The following is a 25580-nucleotide window of genomic DNA, read 5'->3' on the forward strand; positions in this document are numbered from 1 at the left end:
GACGTGATCCTTGCGGCGTCCCGCGCGGAAGGTCAAGGGCCGGGCAGGCGGGCGTTCCCCCCTGATGGGTGGGACCGGCCCGCGCGGGGCGCCGGCTTCTTGACACACCCTCCCACTGACATGAATCTTTCACTCTGCACAGCGGTTCCGGAAAGTTTCTTTCAGGCGACGCGGCAGGAGGCCTCACATGACAGAGAGTGCGGACCACGGACTGACGAGACGTCAACTCGGTGGCGTCACGGCAGCGTTGGGCGGTGCGCTGATCCTCGCGCCACTCGGCGCCGCCCCGGCCGCGGCGGCGGACACGGACGCCGACACGGCCACGGCCGCGCCCGAGAAGTCCGGCCGCCCCGTGCTGCGGCGCGGCTCCGCCCAGCAGGCGGAGCTGCTCCCCGAGCAGTTGCGGCGCCTGGTCACCGACGCGAAGACCTACCTCGACCCCTCCCCCACACACCCCTGGTACGCGGGTGCCGTACTGCTCGCCGGGCGGGGCGCCACCGTGGCCCTGCACGAGCCGATCGGTTCGGCGGTGCGCTACTCGGCGTACGACGAGAAGACCGACACCGGAGTCGAGCTGCCCGCCGAGCAGCAGATCCCCATGGCCCAGGACACGGTCTTCGACCTGGCGTCCGTCTCCAAGCTGTTCACCTCGATCCTCGCCGTCCAGCAACTGGAGCGCGGCGCACTGAAGTTGGAGGCCAAGGTCGCCTCCTACCTGCCGGAGTTCAGCGGCGCGGGCAAGCAGGACATCACGATCCGCCAACTCCTCACCCACACCTCGGGGTTCCGCGCCTGGATCCCCCTCTACGACGCGCCCACCCGCGAGGGCAAGCTCCGACTCATCTGGGACGAGGCGCCGCTGAACCCGCCCGGCACGGCCTACCTCTACTCGGATCTGAACCTGATCTCCCTCCAGCTCGTCCTTGAGGAGATCACCGGTCAGCCGCTGGACGCCCTGCTGCGCAAGGAGATCACCGCTCCCCTCGGCATGAGCAGCACCCGCTACAACCCGCCCGCCTCCTGGAAGCCGCGGATCGCGGCGACGGAGGACGCCCGCAAGCCCTGGTCCGGACTCGACCGCGGGCTCGTCTGGGGAGAGGTGCACGACGAGAACGCCTACAGCCTCGGCGGGGTGGCGGGGCACGCGGGGGTGTTCTCCAGCGCGTGGGACCTCGCGGTGCTCGGCCGGACGCTGCTGAACGGCGGCGCGTACGGCGGCGCGCGCATCCTGGAACCCGCGTCCGTGGACCTGATGTTCACCGACTTCAACACCGCGTTCCCGGGCCAGAACCACGGGCTGGGCTTCGAGCTCTACCAGCACTGGTACATGGGCGCGATGGCCACGCCGCGCACGGCGGGGCACACCGGCTTCACGGGCACCTGCCTCGTCCTCGACCCGAGCACCGACACGTTCCTCGTGGTGCTGGGCAACTCCGTGCATCCCGTGCGCAATTGGCGGTCCGGTTCGGCGCCCCGGGTGGCCGCGGGGAACAACCTGGCGCGGGCGGTGGCCGTCCGGCCGACACGCGGACGTACGGCGTGGTTCTCCGGCATGGCCAGCGCCACCTCGGCGACGCTCACGCTGCCCGCGCTGGACACCCGTAGCGGTGACGCCCGGCTCCGGTGCGACCTGTGGTGGGACACCGAACCGGCCTCGGACGCGGCCCACTTGGAGGCCTCCCGCGACGGCGGCGCGACCTGGGAGGCGGTGCCGTTCACCACGGCACGCGGCGGCCGGGACTCCGAGGAGCATCCGTCCGGCTCGGTCACCGGCTGGTCGGGACGCGTGTGGCACCAGCTCAGCGCACACCTGCCGACGACGGCCCGGCTCACTCTGCGGTGGCGGTACGCGACCGACACGCTGTACGTGGGACGGGGCGTGTACGTGGACGGGCTGAAGGTCGAGGCCGGTGGGCGGGTCGTGTTCGACGGCATGCGACCGGCGGACGCGACGCGGATCGAGGCGAAGGGCTGGACCGCGTCGACCGACTGACACCGGGAGGCCGTCGGTTCTGCCCTCCGCCGACGTCCGGCGGTCGGCCCTCCGCGTCCCACCGATCGGTCAGGCCCCGGCCGTCGGCCGGTCGGTGGGCCGGGCGCACCCCTCCAGCACCGCCATCGCCGCGTTGTGCCCCGGCACCCCGCTCACCCCGCCACCGCGCACCGCGCCCGCGCCGCACAGCAGGACGTTCGCGTGCCGGGTCTCCACGCCCCAACGGCCCGTGCTCTCCTGGGCGTACGGCCAGGCCAGCTCGCGGTGGAAGATGTTGCCGCCGGGCAGCCGCAGTTCGCGCTCCAGGTCGAGCGGGGTCTTCGCCTCGATGCAGGGGCGCCCGTCCGCGTCGGTGGCCAGGCAGCTCTCGATCGGCTCGGCCAGGTGGGCGTCGAGCTGTGCCAGCGTCGACTTCAGCAACTCCTCCCGTACCCGGTCGTTGTCGCCCGCGAACAGGCGCGCGGGGGTGTGGAGGCCGAAGAGGGTGAGGGTCTGGTAGCCCCGCTCCACGAGGTCGGGGCCGAGGATGGTCGGGTCGGTGAGCGAGTGGCAGTAGATCTCCGAGGGCGGCGCGGTGGGCAGTTCACCCGCGGCCGACTGGGCGTGGGCGGTGGCCAGTTGGCCGTAGCCCTCGGCGACGTGGAAGGTCCCGGCGAACGCCTCGCGCGGGTCCACGGCGGTGTCGCGCAGTGCCGGGAGCCGGGTGAGCAGCATGTTCACCTTGAGCTGGGCGCCTTCGGCCGGGGCGGGCGGGGTGTCGCCGGTGAGCCGGGCCAGCTCCTGCGGCGAGGCGTTGACCAGGACGTGCCGGGCCGCGACGACGCCCTCGCCGTCCGCGCCGCGGTACGTGACCTCGGCGGCGTGTCCGTCGGTCTCGATCCGTACGGCCTCCCGCCCGGTGGCGATCACCGCTCCCGCGGCGCGCGCGGACCTCGCGAGGGCGTCGGTGAGTGCGCCCATGCCGCCCACCGGGACGTCCCAGGCCCCGGTGCCGCCGCCGATGACGTGGTAGAGGAAGCAGCGGTTGTGCCGCAGCGAGGGGTCATGGGCGTCCGCGAAGGTGCCGATGAGCGCGTCGGTGAGGACGACACCGCGCACCAGGTCGTCGGCGAAGTACCGTTCGACGGCGACACCGAGGGGCTCCTCGAACAGCGCCCGCCAGGCCTCCTCGTCGTCGATGCGGCGCCGCAACTCGCCCCGGGTGGGCAGGGGTTCGGTGAGCGTGGGGAAGACCCGCCGGGCGACGCCCGCCGTCATCCCGTAGAAGCGCTGCCAGGCCGTGTACTCCCGGTCGGATCCGGTGAGCCGGGCGAACGCCTCGCGGGTGCGCCGCTCGCCGCCGCCGACGAGCAGCCCGGTGGGACGCCCGGCGCGCTCGACCGGGGTGTACGAGGACACCGTGCGCGCCCGTACCCGGAAGTCCAGCTCCAGGTCGCGCACGATCTTCGGGGGCAACAGGCTGACCAGGTAGGAGTACCGCGACAGCCGTGCGTCGAGCCCGGCGAACGGCCGTGTGGAGACGGCGGCGCCCCCGGTGTGGTCGAGGCGTTCGAGGACCAGTACGGACCGTCCGGCCCGCGCGAGACAGGCCGCGGCGACCAGACCGTTGTGGCCACCGCCGACGATCACGGCGTCGTATCCGTCGTGTGCAGGCATGGGGTTCTTCGTAGCACGCGCTGATCCCGGTCGGCCAGGGTCGGGCCGGGGTGGCGCCGAAGGGCGTCGTACCCCGGCTCAGCTCACCGACTTCTGCGCCGTGTGCGAGAGGATCAGGTCGGGTGTCAGATAGGCGTCCGTGCGCTCGAAGTCCTTGAGCGTGGCGGGGCGGCCCGCCTGGAAGCCGATGCGGACGAAATCGAAGCTCGCGAGGGCGTTGAGCGTCCAGTTCGTCAGGGTGCGCAGCCGGGCCGGGACCGTGCGCAGGGCCCCCAGGTGGTAGCCGCGGGCGACGGCCTGGGCGGGCGCGCCGGTCAGTTCCAGGCCGAGCGGCTTGGAGACGGCCTGGACGCCGCCGAGGTCGACGACCAGTCCGAGGTCCTTGTGCCGGTACTCGGTCAGGGGCGCGCCGCGCAGCGACGCCGCCACGTTCTTCGCTGCGGTCCAGCCCTGGCGCATGGCGTGCTGGGCGGTCGGCGGGCAGATCGCGCCGTCGCCCTTGGCGAGGTCGGGTACCGCGGCGGCGTCCCCGAGGGCGAGGACCCCGTCCAGGCCCGGCACGGTGAGGTCCGGCCGGACGATCAGACGGCCCCGGTTGGTCTCGGCGTCCAGGGTGGCGATCAGCGGGCTGGGCGCGACGCCCGCCGTCCAGATCAGGGTGTGGCAGGGCAGCGTGCGGCCGTCGGTGAAGGTGACGGTGTTGCGGGTGACCTCCGCGACGGAGACCCCGAGGGAGATGTTCAGGCCGCGCCGTTCCAGGATGGCGAGGGCCTTCGCGCCGAGCCGCTCACCGAGTTCGGGCATGAGCCGGGGGGCGATGTCGATCAGGTGCCACTTGATGAGCGCCGGGTCCAGGCCCGGATAGCGCTGGACCGCGGCGGTGGTCAGATGGTGCAGATAGGCGGCGGTCTCGGTACCCGCGTAGCCGCCGCCGACGACCACGAACTGGAGCCTGGTCTCGCGTTCGAACGGGTCGGAGCTGGCCGACGCGAGGTCGAGCTGGGAGATGACATGGTCGCGGACCCAGGCCGCCTCGGCGAGCGTCTTCATGCCGACCGCGTGCTGGTCCACGCCGGGGATGTCGAACTGCCGCGTCACGCTGCCCGGCGCCAGCACCAGGTAGTCGTAGTGCTCGACGCTCGTCTCACCGTTGATCTTGCGTACGACCACGGCCTTGGCGCCGGGGTCGATGCCGACCGCCCCGCCGGGCACGATGACCGTGCGGTGCAGCAGCCGGCGCAGTGGGACCGCGACCGACTGCGGGGTGAGGATCCCCGAGGCGACATGGGGCAGCAGGGGCAGATAGAGCTGGTAGGCGTAGGGCGTGACGAGCCGCAGCTCGGCCTCGGCGGGCTTGAGGATCCGCTCGAGTCTGCGCGCGGTCTCCATCCCGGCGAATCCGCCACCGACGATCACGATCCGGGGCACGGCCATGAGAGGTCCCTCCTGACGGAGACGCCGATGCCTGCCACGCTAGGGAACCGCGCCCGAGTCCGCATCCGTAACGCCTCTCACCTGCGCAATCACCCTTCCGCGCAGGCCGCCGCCGCCCTCTCGCGCCCCCTGGGCACGGTGCGTCACCCGAGCGCGCCCAAGACTCGTACGCGCCCACAATCGTCCGCACACGTGACCATCGCGCTGTCAAGTCCGATACTGCGGTGAGCGAACCACCACACATTACGGACCACTGAGATCAGAAACTGTCGCCGTTCCCTCCGGCCGGACAGGGCACAGGTCGGGGGGCTCGGCTGCCGGGCTCACCAGGAGGCTCCCTTGAAGATGTTGATCAACGTCCCGGAAACGGTGGTCGCGGACGCGCTGCGGGGCATGGCGGCCGCGCATCCCGAACTGGTCATCGACGTGGAGAACCGGGTGATCGTACGGCATGACGCCCCGGTGGCCGGCAAGGTCGCGCTCGTCTCCGGGGGCGGCTCCGGGCACGAGCCGCTGCACGGCGGCTTCGTCGGTCCGGGGATGCTGTCGGCGGCCTGTCCCGGTGAGGTGTTCACCTCGCCGGTGCCCGACCAGATGGTGCGCGCCGCCGCGGCCGTGGACAGCGGAGCGGGTGTGCTGTTCATCGTGAAGAACTACACGGGTGACGTGCTGAACTTCGACATGGCGGCGGAACTCGCCGAGGACGAGGGCATCCAGGTCGCCAAGGTCCTGGTGGACGACGACGTCGCCGTCCTCGACAGCACGTTCACGGCGGGGCGGCGCGGCACCGGCGCCACCCTGTTCGTGGAGAAGATCGCGGGCGCGGCGGCGGAGGAGGGCCAGCCGCTGGAACGCGTCCAGTCCCTCGCCCGGCAGGTCAACGAGAACTCCCGCAGCTTCGGTGTCGCCCTCAGCGCCTGCACCACGCCCGCCAAGGGCACCCCCACCTTCGATCTGCCCGAAGGCGAACTGGAATTGGGTGTCGGCATCCACGGCGAGCCGGGGCGCGAGCGGCGCCCGATGATGACGGCACGCGAGATCGCCGACGTCTCGGTGCATGCCGTCCTGGACGATCTGGAGCCGCACAACCCGGTGCTCGTCCTGGTCAACGGGATGGGTGCCACCCCGCTCCTGGAGCTGTACGGCTACCACGCCGAGGTCCAGCGGGTGCTGGCCGAGCGGGGTGTCGCCGTGGCCCGCTCCCTGGTCGGCAACTACGTCACCTCCCTCGACATGGCAGGTGCCTCGGTCACCCTCTGCCAGGTCGACGAGGAACTGTTGCGGCTGTGGGACGCGCCGGTCAGCACACCGGGGCTGCGCTGGGGCAGGTGAGTGAGTCAACGTCCGTTTCGATCAAGGAGATCCAGTTGCTCGACGCCGACTTCTTCCGCCGCTGGATGACGGCGGCAGCCGCATCCGTCGACCGCGAGGCGGAGCGGTTGACCGCGCTCGACTCGCCGATCGGCGACGCCGACCACGGCAGCAATATGCAGCGCGGGTTCCGCGCGGTCCGCACCGTGCTGGAGGCGGAGGCGCCCGCCACCCCCGGCGCGATTCTCCAGGTGGCGGGCCGCCAGCTCATCTCGTCGGTCGGGGGCGCGTCGGGGCCGCTGTACGGCACCCTGCTCCGCCGTGCCGGCAAGGCCCTCGGGGACACCGCCGACGTCACCGAGGAGCAGTTGACCGAGGCGCTGCGGACGGGCGTGGAGGCGGTGATGGCGCTGGGCGGGGCCGCGCCCGGCGACAAGACCATGATCGATGCCCTGGTGCCCGCGGTGGAGGCGCTCGGCACCTCGTTCGGCGCGGCGAGCGCCGCCGCCGACAAGGGCGCCGCCGCGACGACACCGTTGCAGGCCCGCAAGGGCCGGGCCAGCTATCTGGGCGAGCGCAGCATCGGGCATCAGGACCCCGGTGCCACCTCCTCGGCCCTGCTGTTCGCCGCGCTCGCGGAGGCCGCCGGTGAGTGACAGCGCGCAGAAAATGGTCGGCGTCGTCCTCGTCTCGCACAGCGCCGCCGTGGCCGAGTCGGTCGCGGACCTCGCGAAGGGGCTGGCGGGCGGCGGCGCGACCGCGCCCGTCGCGGCGGCGGGCGGCACACCCGACGGCGGGCTCGGCACGAGCGCCGAGCTGATCTCCCAGGCGGCCTTCGCCGTGGACCAGGGCGCGGGCGTGGCCCTGCTCATGGATCTGGGCAGTGCGGTCCTCACCGTGAAGACGCTGCTCGCGGCGGGCGACGAACTCCCCGCGAACGCGCGGCTGATCGACGCGCCCTTCGTCGAGGGCGCGGTGGCGGCGGTGGTCACGGCCTCCGCGGGCGCCGATCTGGCGGCGGTGGAGGCGGCGGCCAAGGAGGCGTACACGTACCACAAGGAGTGAGCGGTGTCCGGACAGTGCGTGGTGCCCGGACGGTGAGTGGTGTCCGGCCGTCGGACACAGGCGTGCGGTCGGGTGGCGGGGCCGGTACCGGCCCGGCCACCCGACCGCGCTCGTCGGCGCGGGATCAGCGACGACAGCGGACCGCGCCGTCGGCACGAACTGCCCTCACGGGCAAGCGAGTTCACGCCGCGTCAGGCCCAGCATACGTAGCCTGCGCGCGATCCGGCCAACGCCCGGTTCGGCTTCACCGGGCCGGACCCGCCCGACCTATGCCGGATCCGCCGGTCGAGGCAACTCCCCGAACTCCTCCAGCGCGTGGGTCAGCCACTGGATCCAGAAGCTCTCCAGGTCGATCCCGCCCCGCAGCACGAGATGCTGGAGGCGGTCCTGCGCCGTGTCCCTGCCGGGTCCGAAGTCGCGCGCCTCGATCTCCTGGTACTCGGCCAACTGCCGTTGATGCAGGGCGAGATGGCGGCGAAGGTCCGCCTCGATGCCCTCGGTGCCCACGACGGCGGCGGCACGCAGCCGCAGCAGCAGGACGTCGCGCATCGGCTTGGGGTCCTGGGACGCGGCGGTCCAGCGGGCGAGTTCGGCACGGCCCGCGGGCAGCACCTCGTACGACTTCTTCTGCCCGCGGACCGGTTGCTCGCAGGGGAGGGCGCGGATCAGCCCGTCGCTCTCCAGCCGCCCCAGCTCGCGATAGATCTGCTGGTGGGTCGCCGACCAGAAGTAGCCGATCGACCGGTCGAAGCGACGGGTCAGTTCGAGCCCCGACGACGGCTTCTCCAGCAGGGCGGTCAGGATCGCGTGCGGGAGTGACATGAGGTCATCCTAGGGACGCGCCCGTGGCACGAGGTCGCCATGGGGACGCTCTACAGGGCCGCGGCCAGCTCGGTGCCCTGCTTGATCGCGCGCTTGGCGTCCAGTTCGGCCGCGACGTCGGCGCCGCCGATCAGGTGCGGGGTGCGGCCCGCGGCCAGCAGCTCCTCGTACAGGTCGCGGCGCGGCTCCTGCCCGGTGCACAGGACGATCGTGTCGACCTCGAGGACCTGGCTCACGCCGTCCACGGTGAGGTGCAGCCCGGCGTCGTCGATGCGGTCGTAGCGGACGCCGGGGACCATGGTGACGCCCCGGTGCCGCAGCTCCGTGCGGTGGATCCAGCCGGTGGTCTTGCCGAGCCCCGCGCCGACCTTGGAGGTCTTGCGCTGGAGGAGGTGGACCGTGCGCGGCGAGGCGGCCGGTTCGGGTGCGGTGAGGCCGCCGGGGGCGCGGTAGTCCAGGTCGACGCCCCAGTGCCGGAAGTAGACCGCCGGGTCCTGGCTCGCCCGGTCGCCGGGGTCGGTGAGGTAGGCGGCGACGTCGAATCCGATGCCGCCCGCGCCGAGGACGGCGACGCGCTTGCCGACGGGGGCGCCGTCGCGCAGCACATCGAGGTAGCCGAGGACGCTGGGGTGGTCGACGCCCGGGATCTCAGGGGTGCGCGGGGTGACGCCGGTCGCGACGACGATCTCGTCATGGTCCGCGAGGTCGGCGGCCGTGACCCGGGTGTTCAGCCGGACGTCGACGCCGCGCTCGGCGAGTTGCGTACGGAAGTAGCGGAGCGTCTCGTCGAACTCCTGCTTGCCCGGGACCTTGCGGGCGACGTTGAGCTGACCGCCGACGGCGTCCGCCGCGTCGTAGAGCGTGACGTCGTGGCCGCGCTCGGCGGCGGTGACGGCGCAGGCGAGCCCGGCGGGACCGGCGCCGACGACCGCGACGCGCTTGCGCGACCGGGTCGGGGACAGGACCAGTTCGGTCTCGTGACAGGCGCGCGGGTTGACCAGGCAGGAGGTGATCTTCCCACTGAAGGTGTGGTCGAGGCAGGCCTGGTTGCAGCCGATGCAGGTGTTGATGGCTTCGGGGCGCCCGGCCGCGGCCTTGGCGACGAAGTCGGGGTCGGCGAGCATCGGGCGGGCCAGGGACACCATGTCGGCGCACCCCTCGGCGAGCAACTCCTCGGCCAGTTCAGGGGTGTTGATGCGGTTGACCGTCACCAGCGGGACCGAGACGGCGCCCATGACCTTCTTGGTCACCCAGGCATAGGCGCCGCGTGGCACGGAGGTGGCGATGGTCGGGATACGGGCCTCGTGCCAGCCGATGCCGGTGTTGATGATGGTGGCCCCGGCGGCCTCGACCGCCTTGGCGAGCGTGAGGACCTCCTCGAAGGAGGAGCCGTCGGGCACGAGGTCGAGCATGGACAGCCGGTAGACGATGACGAAGTCCTCGCCGACCGCCTCGCGGACGCGGCGGACGATCTCCACCGGGAAGCGCATCCGGTTCTCGTACGAGCCGCCCCAGCGGTCCTCGCGCCGGTTGGTCCGGGGCGCGATGAACTCGTTGATGAGGTAGCCCTCGGAGCCCATGATCTCGACGCCGTCGTACCCGGCGCGACGGGCCAGCCGGGCCGCGCGCACATAGTCCTCGATCGTCTGCTCGACCTCGGCGTCGGTCAGCGCGTGCGGGACGAACGGGCTGATCGGGGCCTGGAGCGCGCTGGGCGCGACGAGGTTCTGGTGGTAGGCGTACCGGCCGAAGTGCAGGATCTGCAACGCGATCCGCCCGCCCGCGCGGTGCACGGCCTCGGTGATCACGGAGTGCTGCTCGGCCTCCGCCTCGGTGGTGAGCTTGGCACCGCCTTCGTACGGGCGTCCGGCGTCGTTGGGCGCGATACCGCCGGTGACGATGAGGCCCACGCCGCCGCGGGCCCGCTCGGCGTAGAAGGCGGCCATGCGCTCGAAGCCGCCGTCCGCTTCCTCCAGGCCCACATGCATCGAGCCCATCAGCACGCGGTTGGGCAGCGTGGTGAAGCCCAGGTCGAGCGGGGTCATCAGGTGCGGGTAGCGGCTCATGGGGGCCCTCCGTCGGGTGTGGTGCTCGTCTGTTGTAGACGACGACGCCCCGGTTATGCAACTAGTTGCATAACCGCCCCGGCCCATGAGGCGCTCAGTTCACGTCCACGTCGTCGAACAGTTCGAGCATCCCGGTGAGCACCCGCAGACAGGCCCGTACGTCGGCCTCGGTCAGATCGCCGCGGACCTGCGCGAGCAGGGCGTACTCGCGGGCGGTGACGGCATCGATGGCCGCCCGGCCGTCGTCCGTCAGCCGGATCAAGGAGGAACGCCGGTGGGCCGGGTTGGGGATGCTCTCGACCAGCCCGCGCGCCGCCGCCTCATTGACCGTCCGCTGGACGAACTGTCTGCTGAGCGCCTGCGCCCGGCCCATCTGCGGGACGGTCAGCGGCCCACTCCCCCGCAGCAGATCGAGGACGGCCCGCACCCCTACGGAGACCCCCTCGATCGACTCGGCCTGCTCGACCTTGCGCAGCACCCGCCGGTACAGCGGGCCCACCAGGGCGAAGACCTCCATGAGATGAGGGGCGAGACCCTCGGGGGCATGTGGCGCGTTCTCGTCGGTCATGAAGGCGATTATGACACCTGGGTTGTCAAGCGTGGGGTGAATTTGACACCTTGGTTGTCATGATGAGCACCTCGCAGATCCAGACGTTCGAGACCGAAGACGGCCGCCTCGCCTACCGCGACGAGGGGGCGGGACCCCTGCTGGTGCTGCTGCACGGCGGCTTCGTCGACCACCGGATGTGGGACGCCCAGATCCCCGTGTTCGCGCGGACCCACCGGGTGATCGCCCCGGACGCCCGGGGCCACGGAGCCTCCTCGAACGCGACCCGGCCGTTCCGTCACACCGACGACCTCGCCGCGCTGCTGCGCCACCTCGACGCCGGCCCCGCGATCCTGGTCGGCCTGTCCATGGGCGGAGGGATCGCCGTCGACACCGCGCTGGAACACCCCGACGTCGTACGCGCCCTGGTCGTCAGCGGCGTCGGGACCAGCGAGCCCGCATTCCAGGACCCGTGGACCACGGCCACCCAGTCCGCGTACTGGCAGGCCCTCGGCGCCGGTGACATCGACACCTTCATCGACACGTTCTCGCTGTTCATCTACGGCCCGCACCGCACCGCCGAGGACGTGAACCCCGAAGTCGACCGCCGCCTACGGGAGATGACGCGGAGCACGATCGCCAAGCACACCGGGGACGAACCGGACTGGTCCGTCCCCGTCACCGACACCTGGGCCCGCGCCGCGACGATCACCGTGCCACTGCTGGCCGTCAACGGCGGCAGCGACTCGGCCGACCACATCGGCATGGCGGAACGGCTCGTCCGCCTTGTCCCGGGCGGCCGGGCCGCGACGGTCCAAGACACCGCGCACTACCCCAACATGGAGCGGCCCGACGCCTTCGACACCATCGTCCAGGAGTTCCTGCGTGCCCTGGACTCCTGACGCCGGCCGCTAACGCGCCGTGCCGATCAGGACGTTGGCGTACAGCTCCTCCGACACCGCGAGCCGGACGTCCAGGCCGCCCTGGGTGAACGCCTCTGTCGCGGGCGGGACTTGGCGTTCGCTGGTCTCGACCAGCAGTGCGCCGCCGGGTGCCAGCCACCGCGCCGCCTCGGCGGTGACGCGGCGCAGGACGTCCAGTCCGTCCGCGCCGCCGTCGAGGGCGACCAGGGGTTCATGGTCGCGGGCCTCGGAGGGCAGCAACGCGACCTCGCCCGTGGGGACATAGGGCACGTTGGCGGCCAGGAGATCGACCCGGCCGCGCAGTTCGCCCGGGAGCGCGGCGAACAGGTCGCCCTCGTGGACGCGCCCGCCGTACGCCGCCACGTTGCCGCGGGCACAGCGCACCGCGGCGGGGTGGATGTCGGCGGCGTGCAGTTCGGGCGCGTCGAGCGCCGCGGCGAGGGCGGCGCCCACCGCGCCCGAGCCGCAGCACAGATCCACCACGACGGTGGCGTCCGTCCCGAGCGTGAGGGCCTGGTCGACCAGGAACTCGGTACGACGGCGGGGCACGAAGACGCCCGGTTCCACGGCCACCCGCAGACCGTGGAACTCGGCCCAGCCGAGGACGTGTTCCAGCGGAAGCCCGGCGGCCCGGCGGTCGGCCATGGCGGCGACCTCCTCGGGCGTACGGGCGGTGGAGAGGATCAACCGCGCCTCGTCCTCGGCGAAGACACAACCGGCGGAGCGCAGCAGGGAGACAACAGTGGGGTACGACAGCGATGGCATGAAGCCAAGAAGCCTTTCGGTGGACCGAAGGGCGCTCTCGCGATCAACTACGGCGGAGATCCGCGCTGTTGGGAGAGGAGAGCACCCGAGCCGACACGGCGGAAATGGGTCTCACCTCCTCGATCACGAACCGGCCGGGACGCTCCGCAGCCGGGACGGTCACCCTAGCAGCAGCGCCACCGCCCCGACGGGCCCTCGCGCACGCCCATCGGCCGGGCGCCCACGTCCCGAGCAAGCGCACCCGGCAGCCCCGGCGGGAGCACACCCCGCGGGCACGTACCGTTGAACGCGTACGCACTGCTCACGCACGACCGGTCGTCCCCCGCAGGACGGCCTGGAGGCACCACCGCCATGAACGTCACCCGAGGCTTCACCGGACGCCCCCGGGTCGCGGGCCCTCACCTGCCACCCGGCCAGTACGACGCGGGTGACGACTGGCCCGTCCTGTCCGCCGAGGTCACACCCGAGCTGGCGGCGGCCGACTGGACGTTCCGGATCGACGGCCTGGTGGCCGAGCCCCGCACCTGGACCTGGGACGAGGCGCACGCGCTGCCGGGGTCGGTGTACGAGGGTGACATCCACTGCGTGACGAGCTGGTCGAAGTTCGGGGTGCGGTTCGGGGGCGTGTCCCTGGACGCCTTCCTGGATCTCGTACGGCCCGAGGCGACGGCCACGCACGCCGTCGCCTACTCCCACACCGGATACACCGCGAACCTCCCCCTCGCCGACCTCACCGGCGGCCGGGCCTGGATCGCCTTCACGTACGGCGGTGAACCGCTGCCCGCCGAGCACGGCGGTCCCGCGCGGCTGATCGTGCCGCACCTGTACTTCTGGAAGAGCGCGAAGTGGATCGCGGGCCTCACGATCCTCGATCACGACGAGCCGGGGTTCTGGGAGCAGAACGGCTATCACGCGCGGGGCAACCCGTGGGAGGAGCAGCGGTACTCCGGTGACTGAGACGACGGTGACTGAGCCGACTCTGGCCTCCGAGCCCTTCGTCCCGCCCACGCGCTTCGCCGTGCCGGGGCGCATCGCCGTCGGCGAGGGCACGGCAAGCGTGTGGCAGACCGCGACGCTGACCGAGATCCGCCGGGAGACGCCGCGCGCGGCGACGTTCCGGTTCGCGGTGCCGGAGTGGGCGGGCCATCTGCCCGGCCAGCATCTGATGCTGCGGCTGACCGCGCCGGACGGTTACGTGGCGCAGCGGCACTACTCGATCGCGTCAGCGCCGGACGACGCCGGGCACATCGAGCTGACCTTGGACCATGTCGAGGGCGGCGAGGTCTCCGGCTGGTTCCACACGGTGGCCAGGCCCGGCGACGAGGTGCGGGTGCGCGGGCCGCTGAGCGGCTTCTTCGCGTGGCCCGGCGACCGGCCCGCGCTGCTGCTCGGGGCCGGGTCGGGGGTCGTCCCGCTGATGTCGATGGTGCGCCACCACCGGGCGCGCGGCCTGGACGTACCGCTGCGGCTGCTGGTGTCGGCGCGCGGACCGCGGGAGCTGATCTACGCGGACGAGTACGGCGCGGAGACCACGCCGGTCTTCACGCGGAGCGCGCCCGAGGGTGTGCCCGTGGGCCGTATGTCGGCGGCCCATGTGGCGCCACTCCTGGCCGACGCCCCTCCTGGTGGGTGGGAGGCCTATGTGTGCGGCTCCAACGGGTTCGCGGAACACGCCTCGCGACTGCTCGTCGCGGCGGGGCAGCCGGTGGACCGGATCCGGATCGAACGCTTCGGCTGAGCCGCCCTTACGGCGTTTCGGGACCGTATGGCCGGGAACCTGCGTCGGGAGGACAATCGGTACGTAAAGCCGCTCGACACGCCGTCGCGATCCGGGAGCCTCCCGGACGCGGTGAGGTGTCGGAACGGCCCGCCGAGAGGCGAGGGGTTCGGACGCGCCGCAGGCGCTGCCACGCGGTACCCCACCGAGGGGCCGACGTCCGACCCGGGGGTGGTCGCACGGGCATGGAGTCGACGCCGGAACGCTCGCGTCGGGCACGGTGCGCCGGGAAGGCGCATCGGCGCTCGCCACGGGCGGGACGCGGCGGCTAGGAGGTCGAGATGCGAACCCGGGTGCGCGGCTGGCGTTGGCGGCGCAATCCGCTGCGCCGCAGGTCGGATGTCATAGAAGCGTGGACGGCTCTGATCCTCGCGCTTCTGCTCTGCGTGGGCGCCCCGCTCGCGGGCGTGGTCGCGGGCCTGTGGGCGTACGGCACGGTGCACGCGACCCAGGTGACCCAGCGTGCCCAGCGCCATGAGGTACCGGCGGTCCTGGTCGAGGACGCCCCGGCCGCCGCGCCCTCGACGCAGAACGGCAACCAGCCCCTGTACCGCGTGAAGGTGCACTGGACCGACCCAGGGAAGGGCACCCACACCGCCTACGCCCAGGTACCGGCGGGCTCGCGGCAGGGCGAGCGGACCGAGGTGTGGCTGGACGCGCGCGGCCACGGCGTGGCTCCGCCAGTCAGCGACGCGGCGGTGTGGCAACACTCCGTGTCGGCCGGCGTCTGGGCGGCGGGCGGTGTCGCGGGGACCGTGCTGCTGTCCCGCGCCGTGATCCGCCGGGTCGCCGAGCGGCACCGGATGGCGGAGTGGGAGGCCGAGTGGGCCCGCACGGGTCCGGAGTGGCGGCGGCACACCGCGTGACGGGGGCGGTCTGGTGGACCGTACGGCGATGACCGTACGGTGTGGTGCGTCGCTCCGACCTCGAAGGGTTGCCGCATGGCCGTGTTCGACCTGCCGCTCGCCGAGCTTCGCACGTATCGCAGCGCCTCCACCGAGCCCGCGGACTTCGACGCGTTCTGGGCGAAGACGCTGCACGAGACCCGCGCGTACGAACTGGCCGCCCGGTTCGAGCCCGTCGAGACGGGTCTGCGGACGGTGCGGGTGTACGACGTGACGTTCGCGGGGTTCGGCGGCCATCCGGTGAAGGGCTGGCTGACGGTGCCCGCGGCCACGGACGAACCGCTGCCCACGGTCGTGGAGTTCATCGGCTACGGCGGCGGGCGCGACCTTCCGCACACGCACCTGCTGTGGGCCTCGGCGGGGTTCGCGCACTTCGTGATGGACACGCGCGGCCAGGGCAGCGCGTGGAGCGGCGGCGACACACCGGACCCGGTGGGCAGCGCACCGGCCGTCCCCGGGTTCATGACGAGAGGCGTCGAGGAGCCCGAAACGTACTACTACCGGCGGCTGTTCGCGGACGGGGTCCGGGCCGTCGAGGCGGCACGGGCCCACCCGCTGACCGACGCCTCGCGCACCGCGGTCATCGGCACCAGCCAGGGCGGCGGTGTCACGCTGGCGGTCGGCGGACTCGTACCGGACCTGGTGGCGGTGGCGCCGGACGTGCCGTTCCTGTGCGACTTCCCGCGGGCGACGAGGCTCACGGACCGCAGCCCGTACCGGGAGATCGGCGCCTACCTCAAGACCCATCGGGGGCGTACCGAGCGGGTGTTGCGGACGCTGTCCTACTTCGACGGGGTGCACTTCGCGGCGCGCGGCCGGGCGCCCGCGCTGTTCTCGGCGGCGCTGGAGGACCAGACCTGCCCGCCGTCGACGGTGTTCGCCGCGTTCAACTCCTGGGCGCACGCGGACAAGACGATCGAGGTGTACGACTTCAACGACCACGAGGGCGGCGGCACCCACCAGGAAGCGGTCAAGCTGCGCTGGCTCCCGGCCCGCTTCCGGGACAACACCTGAGCCGACGCGGGGCGTTACTCCGCGTCTCCCCCAACGCCCCGTCTTCAACTATGAGTTGACGTTCGACTGCGAGTTGCCGTTCGGCTGCGCTCACCCTTCACACTCGCGCCCCGCGTGGTACAGTGCCATCAGCACCTGTGTACGCCCCTTCTCGGGCGCCGGTGCTTGTTCCTCCCCAGCCCGCCGATCCGCCATCTCCGGTCGGCAGCGGCTTCCGGTATCACCTCGTGAGCAGTGCTTCTCTGCCGCACCCGAGGTGGTCTTCCCCGCCGTGTCGAGGCGTGCTCACACACCGCCTTCGCGGCCATCCCCTCCCCCCTTCCTGCTGCCTTCCGTCCGTGAAAGGGCTTCCATGACCACCACACTCGAACAGCCTCTCGTACAGCAGGCGCCCGCGCCCCGGCCCCGGACCGTCACCGGTGTCCTCGACATCGACCACGGCGGCAAGGGACATCTGCGCGCCCGGGACTGCCTGCCCTCGCCCGCGGACCTCCCGGTCCCCGCGGCCCTGATCCGCCGTCTCGGCCTGCGCAAGGGCGACACGCTCGTCGGCGTACGCGGGGAGCAGCGCGCCCTCGCCGAGGTCGAGCGGGTCAACGGCCGTACCCCCGACGAGCAGCGCGGCCGTCCGCACTTCCGCGATCTGACCCCGCTGCACCCCCGCGAGCGCCTGCGGCTCGAACACCCCGCGAGCGGTCTCGCCGGGCGGGTCGTCGATCTGATCGCGCCCGTCGGCAAGGGCCAGCGCGGGCTGATCGTCGCCCCGCCGAAGACCGGCAAGACCGTCCTGCTCCAGCAGTTCGCCGCCGCCGTCGCCGGTAACCACCCCGAGTGCCACCTGATGGTGCTGCTCCTCGACGAGCGGCCGGAAGAAGTCACCGACATGCGGCGCTCGGTGCGCGGCGAGGTGTACGCCTCCACGTTCGACCAGACCCCCAGGCAGCACATCGCGCTCGCCGACCTCGTCGTGGAACGGGCCAAGCGGCTGGTCGAGCAGGGGCAGGACGTGGTCCTGCTGCTCGACTCGCTGACCCGGCTGTGCCGGGCGCACAACAACGCTGCCGCCGCCGGTGGCCGCACGCTCAGCGGCGGGGTGGACGCGGCGGCCCTGCACGGCCCCAAGCGGCTCTTCGGTGCCGCCCGACTGGCCGAGGAGGGCGGCTCGCTCACCGTCCTGGCCACCGCCCTGGTCGAGACCGGCTCCCGCGCAGACGACTTCTTCTTCGAGGAGCTGAAGGGCACCGGCAACATGGAACTCCGCCTGGACCGCGCGCTCGCCACCCGCCGGGTCCACCCGGCCGTCGACATCACCCCTTCCGGCACCCGGCGCGAGGAACTCCTGCTCTCCGCAGGCGAGTTGACGGCGGTACGGGGCCTGCGCCGCGCCCTGCGGTCACGCGAGGGCCGGTCGAGCCTGGAGGTCCTGCTGGAGCGGATGCGGACCACCCCCGACAACGCGTCCTTCCTGCGCCGGATCCAGCCCACGCTGCCGACCGACTGACCTGCCCGGCCGCGAGGCCCCCGCGTCCCGCATCCGGGTGTACGGTCCCCCCACTCGGCTCAAGTGATCAGCGCTCAGGCGCTCTCCGTTCCTACGGTGTTCGCTATGACCGTCGTATTTCCGCACCGCATCGCCGTCGCCTGCCGCACCCTCTGCGCGGTCGGGGTGCTGGCCCTCGCCGCACCGCACCCGGCCGCCGCCCAGACGCGCACCGACGCCGCCGGCGCGTCGTCGACGGACTCCTCACAGCGGCTGCTGTACCGGTCCGGCACCCAGGTCCACTGGCACCCCGGGCTCCCGGAGGTCCCGGAGATGACGGCGCTGTCCTGGCTGGTGGCCGACGCGGACACCGGCGAGGTGCTGGCCGGGTACGACGCCCATCGCCCGCTGCCGCCCGCGAGCACTCTGAAGACGCTGTTCGCGCTCACGGTCCTGCCCGCGCTGCCCGGCGGCACCCGGCACACCGTCACCGGACAGGATCTGGCGGGCATCGGCCCCGGCAGCAGCCTCGTCGGGGTCAAGCCGGGCCTCACCTACCAGGTGAGCGACCTGTGGAAGGGGGTCTTCCTGCACTCCGGCAACGACGCCGTCCATGTGCTGGCCTCGCTCAACGGCGGCTGGCGGACCACAGCCCGCCAGATGCAGGCCAAGGCCCGCACGCTGGGCGCCCTGGACACCCGCGTCGTCTCGCCCGACGGCTACGACGCTCCGGGCCAGGTGTCGTCGGCGTACGACCTCGCCGTGTTCGGGCGGGCCGGACTGCGCAACGCGGACTTCGCCCGCTACTGCGCCACGACCGAGTCGAGCTTCCCCGGCGACGGCGCGCCCTACGAGATCGCGAACACCAACCGGCTGCTGACCGGCCGCGACGGCGTGACCGCGTACTCGGGGCTGATCGGCGTCAAGAACGGCTACACCAGCGGCGCGGGCAACACCCTGGTGGCCGCGGCCCGCCGCGGCGGGCGCACCCTCGTGGTGACGGTGATGCACCCCCAGTACGGCGGCTTCGCGGTCTACGAGGAGGCGCGCCGCCTGCTCGACTGGGGGTTCGCCACGTCCGGGCGTATCGCGCCGGTCGGCTCCCTCCTGCCGCCCCGGCAGCCCGTGCCGCGGTCCACTCCCGTCGCGGTGCACGCGGCGAAGCCGGACGACGACTGGCTCGGGGCGGGGGCGCTCGCGGGCGCGGTCGGCGCGGGCGCGGGCGCGGCGGTGGTGGCGCTGCGGCGGTGGGGCGGCCGGTCGGCGCGCGGCTGACGGACCGGCCGCGCGAGCGGCGGCCGGTCCGTCCGCGCCGGTCAGCCGGTCACAGCGGTCATGCCGGTCAGCCGATCACGCCGGTCGAGAGCAGGCCGAGGAGCAGGACGCCGACGATGATCCGGTAGATCACGAACGCGTTGAAGGAGTGCCGGGCGACGAACTTCAGCAGCCAGGCGATCGAGGCGTACGCGACGACGAAGGAGACGACCGTACCGACCACGAGCGGGGTGGCGTCCACGCCCGCGCCGAGGGCGTCCTTCAGCTCGTACAGGCCCGCTCCGGTGAGGGCCGGGATGCCGAGGAAGAACGAGAGGCGGGTGGCGGCGACCCGGTCGAGGTCGAGGATGAGCGCCGTCGACATCGTGGCGCCCGAGCGGGAGAACCCGGGGAAGAGCAGGGCGAGGATCTGCGAACTGCCCACCAGCATCGCGTCCTTCAACGAGGTGTCGTCCTCGCCGCGCTTGTGCCGGCCCATCTGGTCGGCCACCCACATCACGCCGGACCCGACGATCAGCGAGCCCGCGACGACCCAGAGCGAGCCGAGCGGGCCGTCGATGAACGGCTTGGCGGCCAGACCCACGACCACGATCGGAAGGGTGGCGAAGATGACCCACCAGGCGAACTTGTAGTCGTGGTGCTGCCGTACCTCGCGGTCGGTGAAGCCGCGGAACCAGGCGGAGACGATCCGCACGATGTCCTTGAAGAAGTACAGCAGGACGGCCGCGATGGCGCCGACCTGGATGACGGCCGAGAAGCCGACGACGGACTTGTCGTCGACGGGGATCCCCATGAGCCCCTCGGTCAGCTTGAGATGGCCGGTCGAGGACACGGGGAGGAATTCGGTCACCCCCTCGACGACGCCGAGGATGACGGCCTGACCGACGTTGATGGCGCTCATGCGTTCCGTTTCCGAGGAGGTGCCGGCGGTGTTTCCCGAGAAGTTGCCGGCGGTGTCTTCGGCCCCGGCAGTGAAGACGTTTCTACTACGCGCGGGTGACGTTCCAGGGTCAGCGCCACAACGCCTGGGCGAACGCCGCGCCAACGAAGGCCGCGCCGAGCCCCGCCGCCACGCTCGCGACGACGTTCACGACCGCGTAGAACCCCGCCCCGGTCTGGGTCAGCCGCAACGTCTCGTAGGAGAACGTCGAGTACGTGGTCAGGCCCCCGCACAGGCCCGTTCCGATCAGGAGTTGCACCTGCGGCGAGGCGTGTCCGGCCGCGATCGCGCCGGTCAGCACGCCGAGGATCACGGAGCCCATGACGTTGACGACGAGGGTGCCCCAGGGGAAGACGGTGTCATGGCGGAGCTGCACCGCCCGGTCGGTGAGATAGCGCAGCGGCGCACCGACCATGGCACCGCCGATCACCAGCAGCCAGTTCACAACGAGTTCTCACCTTCGCCGTCCGCGGGCGTGTCATGGCGCCCCGCGTACCGGATGACCTCGCACGCGTCCAGGGTGACCAGACCCTCGGCGACGAGTTCGTCGAGCTGGGGCAGGAAGGCGCGGACGCGCTCCTCGGTGTCGACGATGACGACGGCCACCGGCAGGTCCTCGCTCAGCGACAGCAGCCGCGAGGTGTGGATGAGCGAGGAGGCGCCGAAGCCCTCGACGCCGCGGAAGACGCTCGCTCCGGCGAGGCCCGCGCCGTGCGCGCGGTGCACGATCTCCGCGTAGAGGGGCTTGTGGTGCCATCGGTCGTTCTCACCGATGAGGACGGTCAGCCGCAGGGCCCTGCCGGTCAGTCGTGTCATCGCCGCCTCCGCCGTCTCGTTCATCGCTGCCGCCATGCCAGCACACGGCGGGCGCCCGCCACCGCGAGCCACACGGACGCGAGCGCGCCGACGGGCGTCGCGAACAGATAGGCGAGCGCGATGCGCGGGTGGTCCCCGCTGACCAGTTCCTGGACGCCGACGGCGTACGTCGAGAAGGTGGTGAAGCCGCCGAGCACACCGGTCCCGAAGAAGGGCCGCACCAGCCGGTGGGCCGCCCAGACGTCGGTGATCACGACCATGAAGACGCCGATCACGGCGCAGCCGACCAGGTTGACCACGAAGATGGTCCAGGGGAAGCCACCGGTCGGCGTCGGCCACAGCAGCGAGGCACCGTACCGGGCACCCGCGCCGATGCCGCCGCCGAGGGCGACCACCGCCACCACGGGCCCCTGACCTCGCCAGGGCGAGGGCTGCCGGGAGGACTCGGCCTCGGCGGCCCCGACCGCGTCGGCGCTCTGGGGTTGCGGAACTCTCATGGGCATACGTCTCCTACTCGCCGGGCCCCGGGAAGGGGCACGCTCGTTCGCAAGTAGGGACCGTTGGCGGCGCAGTGCCGCGGTTCGGATACGGCGGGCCCCACCGCCGCGCCGCGAGAGAGGTTCGCGGCCGGGAAACAGGGTAACGCAGCCTCGTTCGGGCGAGTTGGTTGCAGACGCATTAGATGCACGTAAATGCAATACGCCGTTTCTGTTACCGTGCCCCCATGGCAGCGGATTTGGCCGGTTCCCGGCTGGCGGAACAGTGGCGGGAGATCCTGTGCGTCCACGCGCGCACGCTCTGCGAGATCGACCGCGTGCTCCATCCGCACGGCCTCGGCGCCAGTGACTTCGAGGTGCTCGACATCCTCGCCGCCGAGATGTCCGCACACGGCGACCACTGCCGTGTGCAGAACATCGCCGGACGCGTGCATCTCAGCCAGAGCGCCCTGTCCCGGCTGATCGGCCGCCTGGAGAAGGAGGGCCTGGTGCGGCGGTCCGTGTGCGAGGAGGACCGGCGCGGTGTGTGGGTCGCGCTGACCGAGAAGGGCCGCGCGCTGCACGCCGAGGTGCTGCCGCTCCAGCGCGAGGCACTGACCCGCACGCTGAAGGGGTAGGAGCGCGGGGCGTGCCCCGCCGCCTCACCCGTGCGGCCGGGCCAGCAGGGTGCGGACGCCGTCGGAGTTGAGCGTCAGTCCGTGCGGTGAGGCCGCGTCGATGGTGAGCGTCAGCTCGCCGGTGGGCCACTGCGAGGCCAACGCGCCGAGCGGCACAAGCCGGTAGCGCGAGACGAACGGCAGCAGATCGGCCATCTCCGTCTCCGAGGTGAACACGGGCACCGTCTGCTCGCCGTCCGGCTGCTGGAGGACGGGCAGGGCCACGGTGTTGGGGTTGGCCGCCTCGGCCTCGGTGGCGTCGTCCGGTACCGGGACGAGCACATCGCTCCCGGCCAGCGTGTCCAGCGCCTGTGTGTCCTCGGAGTGCACCACGAGGGTGTCCAGCGCTTCCTGCGCCGTGGTCGGATGCTGGTTCTTGTCAGGTATGTCCATGGCAGATCCCCAGATAGTGACGGTCGGGCGCGCCGGAACCATCCCCTCCGGGCGCACTCCGGCTCGGGTACCCGCCGGGAGCCGGGGCATGCCTGAGGCCACCGCCCGGAATCACCGCCCGCGTGACCAGCGACGAGCGGGCTTGTCGGTCACGGAGTGACCACCTTGCCCGCCTTGGCCCAGTTGGCGTGCAGCTTGTCGAGATACGACTGCGCCTGGCTGCCGGGGGTCGCGCCACGGGCGAACGCGAGCATGTTGCCCGCGCCCGTGTTGTAGCCGAGGGCGAGCAACTCGTCCCGGCTGTAGGCGGCCGACCACTGGGCGGGGAGCTGGGCCGACAGGTCGTGCAGATACCAGGCCTCGGCCTGGATCGCCAGATCGCGGTCGTCGGGCAGTTCCTCCCAGCGCCGGTTCGCGAAGTCACGGCCCTGCTTGACCTCGTCGAAGGCGGCGCGGTGCATGTTCGCGATCCCGAAGGCGGAGTCCTCCTTGTACCGCTGCCAGGCCCGCTCCAGCTCCGGATCGTGCGGTTTGTAGGACTCGTTGTAGAGGATCGCCATGAGCAGTCGGGCGCTGACGCCGGTCTGCCGGGCCCGGGTACGGACCTGGGAGGCGTAGTCGGCGGGGTCGTACGTGGAGGGGGTCGCCGAGGCGGAGGGTCCGGTCGGCGAGGCCGACGGGGAGGCCTGGGCGCCCGGCGCGGGCGGAGCGTCGGCCTGCGGGGAGTTGGCGGCGCGGACGATGACGTAGAGGGCCAGCGCGAAGACCACCACACCGAGCCACCGCCACGACCGCCCCGCACGGGGTTCGCCCATCTCCCACCCTTCCCTCGCCCGACAGCAGGCACCCTACGACCCGTGTCGGACATCGGACACCGGACCGTCGAACACCCGGCCGCGGACCACGGACCCGACGCGGCACGCCGCTGCCGCGTCGGCCTTCCGTCCCGCGAAGTCAACCCGGATGCGTGATGGTTCACCGCCCCCGGCGCTCCTAGCGTACTGATCACCATCGCGATGATCACCGACTGGACGATCGACTGACTACGGGAGCGCGCATGATGCTGGCGACCGAGATCCACCGGCGGCAGTGGGAGGCCGTGGAGAACCACGACTGGGAGGGGATGAGAGGGCTCTACCACCCGGAGTACGTCTACACCGACAACACCGGGCGGCAGTTCTCGGAGACCGACACCCCGGTCGCCATGATGCGCCGTGTGCACACCGCGTTCCCCGATCTGCGGTTCTCCTACCGGGCCTTCCACTCCGGCGAGTCCGACGCCGTCTCCTTCGTGGAGGTGGTGTGCCGCGGCACCCACCTCGGCCCGCTCGGGGACATCAAGCCGACCGGCGAGACGGTCGTGTCGCACGCCTGCCATGTCATCGAGGTCCGCGACCGGCTCATCTACCGCGAGCGGGAGTACTTCGACTCGCTCTCGGTCCTTCGGCAGATCGGCGCGGTGCCGGAGCACTGACACGGGACGCGCCACGATCACGCTTAGTAGTCTCACGGTTGTGCATTGTGATCCACTGTGTCGGTCGTCGGGCAACGGGCCCGAGATGTCCAAGGAGACTTCATGCGCAAACTCGCTGTGGGCAGGCGGATCGCCGCCGCCCTCGCCACCGCGTCCCTCGCCGGTGCTCTCGGCCTGACCGGCTCGGTGCAGGCCCACGCGGCAGCTCCCGACCCCCTGAACTTCACCGTCGACTTCTCGAAGACGTCGTTCCCGCAGGTGCCGACGCTGGGCGGAGGCTTCGCCGGGAACGGCCCGGTTGTCGACTCCGACGGCAACCAGATCGGCACGGCCTACGACACCTGCGCCGTGGACGGCATCGAGAACGCCACGACGGCGGACGTCATCTGCACGGTGTACGTCAAGTTCGCCAACGGCAGCGAGCTGGACCTGAGCACCCAGGCCACGGTCGACGTGAACCCGCGCGACTACCCGTACACGTTCCAGGGCGTGGTGCAGGGCGGCACCGGGATGTACGACGGCGCACAGGGCCAGGCGACGATCATCGCCCACCGGCCCCGTGTCTACGAGGTCGTCGTCGACTTCAAGTAAGGCCCGAGCAGGCAAGGGGAGCCGCCGAGACATTCGGCGGCTCTCTCCGTGAGTACGACGCGTTCAGGCCCCTTCGACGACACGACAGCAGGGAGCGTTCATGGCCGCTGAGCTGAACCCGGCCGCCACCACCGCGACTTCGGCCCGCCCCGGCGGGCACCCATGGACGCGGCTGCCCGACCGTGTCCGGCTGGCCGCCTATGTCCGGCTGGCCAAGCTCGGCATGGTCGACTACTACCTCAGCCTGTTCGTCGTCGGGTCGCTTCTTGTCGCGCGGGAGCGGCCCGGTGAGGGCGTGTCGACAGGGGTGACGCTGCTCGCGTTCCTGCTCGGCGAGGTGTGCCTGGTCGGCGCGGCGGTCGCGTTCGACGACGTCGCCGGTTACCGGGACGGCAGCGACGCCGCCAACTACGGGGCGGACGCGCCGGTCCGCAGACTCGCCCGCAAGCCCCTGCTGGCCGGCACGCTGACCGAGGCGGACGCGCTGCGCTTCGCCTGGGGAGCGCTCGTCGGCGGCGGTCTGTGCTGGGCGGTCGCGCTGGTGGCCGCGCCCCACCGGCCGCTGTGGGCGGTGCTCGGTGTGGTGGGCGCCGGACTCGTGGTCCCGCAGTACTCGTGGGGTTTGCGGCTGGGCCACCGGGGTGCGCAGGAGGTGTTCCTCGCGGCCGTCGGCTGGGCGTTCGTGCTGCCGCTGCACGGCCTGCTCACCGGGGAGGCCACCGGTCCGGCCGTCGTGGAGGCGTTCCTCTTCGGTCTGGGGCCGCTGCTGTTCGGCGTGTACTCGAACACGAACGACATCGCCGGTGACCGGGCGGTGGGCCGTCCCACCCTCGCGTGTCTCCTGTCGCCGCGCGGCAACACCGCCTTCATCGGCGCGCTCTCCGTACTGGAGACCGCGGTGGTCGGCGCGGCGGCGCTCCTGGGGGCCGTGCCCTGGTGGTTCCCGCTGGTCCTGCTGCCGGTGACGGCGGCCCGCGTCGGGCAGTTCACGATCGGCATGGTGCGCGGCGATGTCCTGCGCGGCCGGTTGATCGGTATCCGCGCCCACCGGCTCCTGGTCGCCGCGCTGGTGACGGCCAATCTGCTGAGCGCCCGCACCGCCTGATCCGGCAGCCCGGTCCGGACAGCCGATCCATACGCCTGCGCCGGAAGCCCGATCCAGGCGCCTGCCCGGAAGCCC

27 protein-coding genes are annotated in these 25580 nt (G+C 72.0%); 15 read left to right on the forward strand and 12 right to left on the reverse strand.

Annotated features, from left to right (window positions below):
* Nucleotides 1-187 precede the first annotated feature (187 nt).
* Nucleotides 188-1993, forward strand: a complete 1806-nt coding sequence (locus tag ACZ60T_RS02985; RefSeq protein WP_469663898.1) for a serine hydrolase domain-containing protein — start codon at nt 188-190, stop codon at nt 1991-1993.
* A 69-nt stretch (nt 1994-2062) separates the two neighbouring features.
* Here ACZ60T_RS02985 and ACZ60T_RS02990 read toward each other — a convergent pair whose 3' ends face one another.
* A complete protein-coding gene (locus ACZ60T_RS02990) occupies nt 2063-3649 on the reverse strand; it encodes a phytoene desaturase family protein (protein WP_469663900.1) in 1587 nt (528 codons plus the stop codon).
* Nucleotides 3650-3727: 78 nt separating this feature from the next.
* Nucleotides 3728-5083: an NAD(P)/FAD-dependent oxidoreductase gene (locus tag ACZ60T_RS02995; RefSeq protein WP_469663902.1), complete on the reverse strand. Its 1356-nt coding sequence runs from the start codon at nt 5081-5083 to the stop codon at nt 3728-3730.
* A gap of 339 nt (nt 5084-5422) precedes the next feature.
* Between ACZ60T_RS02995 and dhaK the strand changes: the two genes are divergently transcribed.
* From dhaK to ACZ60T_RS03010, 3 genes are read left to right on the forward strand one after another with little or no spacing between them, the layout of a single operon-like run.
* Nucleotides 5423-6415: a dihydroxyacetone kinase subunit DhaK gene (gene dhaK / locus ACZ60T_RS03000; protein ID WP_365630207.1), complete on the forward strand. Its 993-nt coding sequence runs from the start codon at nt 5423-5425 to the stop codon at nt 6413-6415.
* A gap of 35 nt (nt 6416-6450) precedes the next feature.
* Nucleotides 6451-7050, forward strand: coding sequence for a dihydroxyacetone kinase subunit DhaL (gene dhaL / locus ACZ60T_RS03005; RefSeq protein WP_469664741.1), 600 nt, complete (start codon nt 6451-6453; stop codon nt 7048-7050).
* Between the two features lie 13 nt (nt 7051-7063).
* Nucleotides 7064-7459, forward strand: a complete 396-nt coding sequence (locus tag ACZ60T_RS03010) for a PTS-dependent dihydroxyacetone kinase phosphotransferase subunit DhaM (RefSeq protein ID WP_365630635.1) — start codon at nt 7064-7066, stop codon at nt 7457-7459.
* A gap of 267 nt (nt 7460-7726) precedes the next feature.
* On the opposite strand, the gene ACZ60T_RS03015 is transcribed toward ACZ60T_RS03010, so the two are convergent.
* From ACZ60T_RS03015 to ACZ60T_RS03025, 3 genes are all read right to left on the reverse strand, one after another.
* Nucleotides 7727-8281, reverse strand: coding sequence for a PadR family transcriptional regulator (locus tag ACZ60T_RS03015; RefSeq protein ID WP_365630204.1), 555 nt, complete (start codon nt 8279-8281; stop codon nt 7727-7729).
* Nucleotides 8282-8331: 50 nt separating this feature from the next.
* Nucleotides 8332-10347 carry an NADPH-dependent 2,4-dienoyl-CoA reductase gene (locus ACZ60T_RS03020; protein WP_469663905.1) on the reverse strand — a complete coding sequence of 672 codons (2016 nt, stop codon included), beginning with the start codon at nt 10345-10347 and terminating at the stop codon, nt 8332-8334.
* Nucleotides 10348-10441: 94 nt separating this feature from the next.
* Nucleotides 10442-10915: a MarR family winged helix-turn-helix transcriptional regulator gene (locus ACZ60T_RS03025; protein ID WP_365630197.1), complete on the reverse strand. Its 474-nt coding sequence runs from the start codon at nt 10913-10915 to the stop codon at nt 10442-10444.
* Between the two features lie 59 nt (nt 10916-10974).
* On the opposite strand from ACZ60T_RS03025, the gene ACZ60T_RS03030 reads away from it, so the two are divergent.
* Nucleotides 10975-11796 (forward strand): alpha/beta fold hydrolase, encoded by an 822-nt coding sequence (locus ACZ60T_RS03030; protein ID WP_469663907.1) that lies wholly within the window; start codon nt 10975-10977, stop codon nt 11794-11796.
* A gap of 9 nt (nt 11797-11805) precedes the next feature.
* Here ACZ60T_RS03030 and ACZ60T_RS03035 read toward each other — a convergent pair whose 3' ends face one another.
* Nucleotides 11806-12582 (reverse strand): putative protein N(5)-glutamine methyltransferase, encoded by a 777-nt coding sequence (locus ACZ60T_RS03035; protein WP_365630191.1) that lies wholly within the window; start codon nt 12580-12582, stop codon nt 11806-11808.
* A 351-nt stretch (nt 12583-12933) separates the two neighbouring features.
* Here ACZ60T_RS03035 and ACZ60T_RS03040 point away from each other — a divergent pair, with 351 nt between their 5' ends.
* The 6 genes from ACZ60T_RS03040 (at nt 12934) to ACZ60T_RS03065 (ending at nt 19033) form a co-directional block, all read left to right on the forward strand.
* A complete protein-coding gene (locus tag ACZ60T_RS03040; RefSeq protein ID WP_365630188.1) occupies nt 12934-13539 on the forward strand; it encodes a sulfite oxidase-like oxidoreductase in 606 nt (201 codons plus the stop codon).
* 7 nt (nt 13540-13546) lie between these two features.
* Nucleotides 13547-14320 (forward strand): ferredoxin reductase, encoded by a 774-nt coding sequence (locus ACZ60T_RS03045; RefSeq protein ID WP_469663909.1) that lies wholly within the window; start codon nt 13547-13549, stop codon nt 14318-14320.
* 320 nt (nt 14321-14640) lie between these two features.
* On the forward strand, nt 14641-15225 hold the full coding sequence (locus tag ACZ60T_RS03050; RefSeq protein WP_252422866.1) for an Rv1733c family protein: 585 nt from the start codon (nt 14641-14643) through the stop codon (nt 15223-15225).
* Between the two features lie 75 nt (nt 15226-15300).
* Complete coding sequence (locus ACZ60T_RS03055) at nt 15301-16278, forward strand: acetylxylan esterase (protein WP_469663912.1); 978 nt, start codon at nt 15301-15303, stop codon at nt 16276-16278.
* A 352-nt stretch (nt 16279-16630) separates the two neighbouring features.
* A complete protein-coding gene (gene rho / locus ACZ60T_RS03060; protein WP_365630176.1) occupies nt 16631-17779 on the forward strand; it encodes a transcription termination factor Rho in 1149 nt (382 codons plus the stop codon).
* A gap of 105 nt (nt 17780-17884) precedes the next feature.
* Nucleotides 17885-19033: a D-alanyl-D-alanine carboxypeptidase family protein gene (locus ACZ60T_RS03065; RefSeq protein WP_469663914.1), complete on the forward strand. Its 1149-nt coding sequence runs from the start codon at nt 17885-17887 to the stop codon at nt 19031-19033.
* A gap of 67 nt (nt 19034-19100) precedes the next feature.
* Here the strand turns inward: ACZ60T_RS03065 and ACZ60T_RS03070 are convergent, their stop codons facing one another.
* From ACZ60T_RS03070 to ACZ60T_RS03085, 4 genes are all read right to left on the reverse strand, one after another.
* Complete coding sequence (locus tag ACZ60T_RS03070; protein WP_469663916.1) at nt 19101-19934, reverse strand: undecaprenyl-diphosphate phosphatase; 834 nt, start codon at nt 19932-19934, stop codon at nt 19101-19103.
* 109 nt (nt 19935-20043) lie between these two features.
* Nucleotides 20044-20418: a fluoride efflux transporter CrcB gene (gene crcB, locus ACZ60T_RS03075; RefSeq protein ID WP_365630166.1), complete on the reverse strand. Its 375-nt coding sequence runs from the start codon at nt 20416-20418 to the stop codon at nt 20044-20046.
* Nucleotides 20415-20789, reverse strand: a complete 375-nt coding sequence (locus tag ACZ60T_RS03080; protein WP_469664743.1) for a DUF190 domain-containing protein — start codon at nt 20787-20789, stop codon at nt 20415-20417. Before ACZ60T_RS03080 ends, crcB begins: the two co-directional genes overlap by 4 nt.
* 20 nt (nt 20790-20809) lie before the next feature.
* Entirely contained in the window at nt 20810-21286 is a 477-nt protein-coding gene (locus ACZ60T_RS03085) for a fluoride efflux transporter FluC (protein WP_469663919.1), read from the reverse strand.
* A gap of 227 nt (nt 21287-21513) precedes the next feature.
* On the opposite strand from ACZ60T_RS03085, the gene ACZ60T_RS03090 reads away from it, so the two are divergent.
* Nucleotides 21514-21903 (forward strand): MarR family winged helix-turn-helix transcriptional regulator, encoded by a 390-nt coding sequence (locus ACZ60T_RS03090; protein WP_469663921.1) that lies wholly within the window; start codon nt 21514-21516, stop codon nt 21901-21903.
* 24 nt (nt 21904-21927) lie between these two features.
* On the opposite strand, the gene ACZ60T_RS03095 is transcribed toward ACZ60T_RS03090, so the two are convergent.
* On the reverse strand, nt 21928-22335 hold the full coding sequence (locus tag ACZ60T_RS03095; protein WP_469663923.1) for an SseB family protein: 408 nt from the start codon (nt 22333-22335) through the stop codon (nt 21928-21930).
* A gap of 149 nt (nt 22336-22484) precedes the next feature.
* Complete coding sequence (locus tag ACZ60T_RS03100; protein WP_365630156.1) at nt 22485-23150, reverse strand: lytic transglycosylase domain-containing protein; 666 nt, start codon at nt 23148-23150, stop codon at nt 22485-22487.
* A 242-nt stretch (nt 23151-23392) separates the two neighbouring features.
* On the opposite strand from ACZ60T_RS03100, the gene ACZ60T_RS03105 reads away from it, so the two are divergent.
* The 3 genes from ACZ60T_RS03105 to ACZ60T_RS03115 all read left to right on the forward strand — a co-directional run bounded on the left by ACZ60T_RS03105 (nt 23393) and on the right by ACZ60T_RS03115 (nt 25505).
* Complete coding sequence (locus tag ACZ60T_RS03105) at nt 23393-23809, forward strand: ester cyclase (protein ID WP_469663925.1); 417 nt, start codon at nt 23393-23395, stop codon at nt 23807-23809.
* A 102-nt stretch (nt 23810-23911) separates the two neighbouring features.
* Nucleotides 23912-24400 (forward strand): hypothetical protein, encoded by a 489-nt coding sequence (locus ACZ60T_RS03110; protein WP_365630150.1) that lies wholly within the window; start codon nt 23912-23914, stop codon nt 24398-24400.
* A 100-nt stretch (nt 24401-24500) separates the two neighbouring features.
* Nucleotides 24501-25505 carry a UbiA family prenyltransferase gene (locus tag ACZ60T_RS03115; RefSeq protein WP_469663927.1) on the forward strand — a complete coding sequence of 335 codons (1005 nt, stop codon included), beginning with the start codon at nt 24501-24503 and terminating at the stop codon, nt 25503-25505.
* Nucleotides 25506-25580: the final 75 nt, after the last annotated feature.

The sequence above is a fragment of the Streptomyces sp. NPDC104371 genome (genome assembly GCF_055583785.1).

Bases quoted from the DNA above. Each gene is read 5' to 3' on its own strand.
- ACZ60T_RS03090 (WP_469663921.1), top strand. From the start codon at position 21,514: ATGGCAGCGGATTTGGCCGGTTCCCGGCTGGCGGAACAGTGGCGGGAG.
- ACZ60T_RS03100 (WP_365630156.1), bottom strand. From the start codon at position 23,150: ATGGGCGAACCCCGTGCGGGGCGGTCGTGGCGGTGGCTCGGTGTGGTG.
- ACZ60T_RS03065 (WP_469663914.1), top strand. From the start codon at position 17,885: ATGACCGTCGTATTTCCGCACCGCATCGCCGTCGCCTGCCGCACCCTC.
- ACZ60T_RS03040 (WP_365630188.1), top strand. From the start codon at position 12,934: ATGAACGTCACCCGAGGCTTCACCGGACGCCCCCGGGTCGCGGGCCCT.
- ACZ60T_RS03095 (WP_469663923.1), bottom strand. From the start codon at position 22,335: ATGGACATACCTGACAAGAACCAGCATCCGACCACGGCGCAGGAAGCG.
- ACZ60T_RS02995 (WP_469663902.1), bottom strand. From the start codon at position 5,083: ATGGCCGTGCCCCGGATCGTGATCGTCGGTGGCGGATTCGCCGGGATG.
- ACZ60T_RS03025 (WP_365630197.1), bottom strand. From the start codon at position 10,915: ATGACCGACGAGAACGCGCCACATGCCCCCGAGGGTCTCGCCCCTCAT.
- rho (WP_365630176.1), top strand. From the start codon at position 16,631: ATGACCACCACACTCGAACAGCCTCTCGTACAGCAGGCGCCCGCGCCC.
- ACZ60T_RS03015 (WP_365630204.1), bottom strand. From the start codon at position 8,281: ATGTCACTCCCGCACGCGATCCTGACCGCCCTGCTGGAGAAGCCGTCG.
- ACZ60T_RS03110 (WP_365630150.1), top strand. From the start codon at position 23,912: ATGCGCAAACTCGCTGTGGGCAGGCGGATCGCCGCCGCCCTCGCCACC.
- ACZ60T_RS02990 (WP_469663900.1), bottom strand. From the start codon at position 3,649: ATGCCTGCACACGACGGATACGACGCCGTGATCGTCGGCGGTGGCCAC.
- ACZ60T_RS03050 (WP_252422866.1), top strand. From the start codon at position 14,641: ATGCGAACCCGGGTGCGCGGCTGGCGTTGGCGGCGCAATCCGCTGCGC.
- ACZ60T_RS03070 (WP_469663916.1), bottom strand. From the start codon at position 19,934: ATGAGCGCCATCAACGTCGGTCAGGCCGTCATCCTCGGCGTCGTCGAG.
- ACZ60T_RS03010 (WP_365630635.1), top strand. From the start codon at position 7,064: ATGGTCGGCGTCGTCCTCGTCTCGCACAGCGCCGCCGTGGCCGAGTCG.
- ACZ60T_RS03020 (WP_469663905.1), bottom strand. From the start codon at position 10,347: ATGAGCCGCTACCCGCACCTGATGACCCCGCTCGACCTGGGCTTCACC.
- ACZ60T_RS02985 (WP_469663898.1), top strand. From the start codon at position 188: ATGACAGAGAGTGCGGACCACGGACTGACGAGACGTCAACTCGGTGGC.
- ACZ60T_RS03115 (WP_469663927.1), top strand. From the start codon at position 24,501: ATGGCCGCTGAGCTGAACCCGGCCGCCACCACCGCGACTTCGGCCCGC.
- ACZ60T_RS03080 (WP_469664743.1), bottom strand. From the start codon at position 20,789: ATGACACGACTGACCGGCAGGGCCCTGCGGCTGACCGTCCTCATCGGT.
- ACZ60T_RS03035 (WP_365630191.1), bottom strand. From the start codon at position 12,582: ATGCCATCGCTGTCGTACCCCACTGTTGTCTCCCTGCTGCGCTCCGCC.
- ACZ60T_RS03030 (WP_469663907.1), top strand. From the start codon at position 10,975: ATGATGAGCACCTCGCAGATCCAGACGTTCGAGACCGAAGACGGCCGC.
- ACZ60T_RS03085 (WP_469663919.1), bottom strand. From the start codon at position 21,286: ATGAGAGTTCCGCAACCCCAGAGCGCCGACGCGGTCGGGGCCGCCGAG.
- ACZ60T_RS03105 (WP_469663925.1), top strand. From the start codon at position 23,393: ATGATGCTGGCGACCGAGATCCACCGGCGGCAGTGGGAGGCCGTGGAG.
- ACZ60T_RS03055 (WP_469663912.1), top strand. From the start codon at position 15,301: ATGGCCGTGTTCGACCTGCCGCTCGCCGAGCTTCGCACGTATCGCAGC.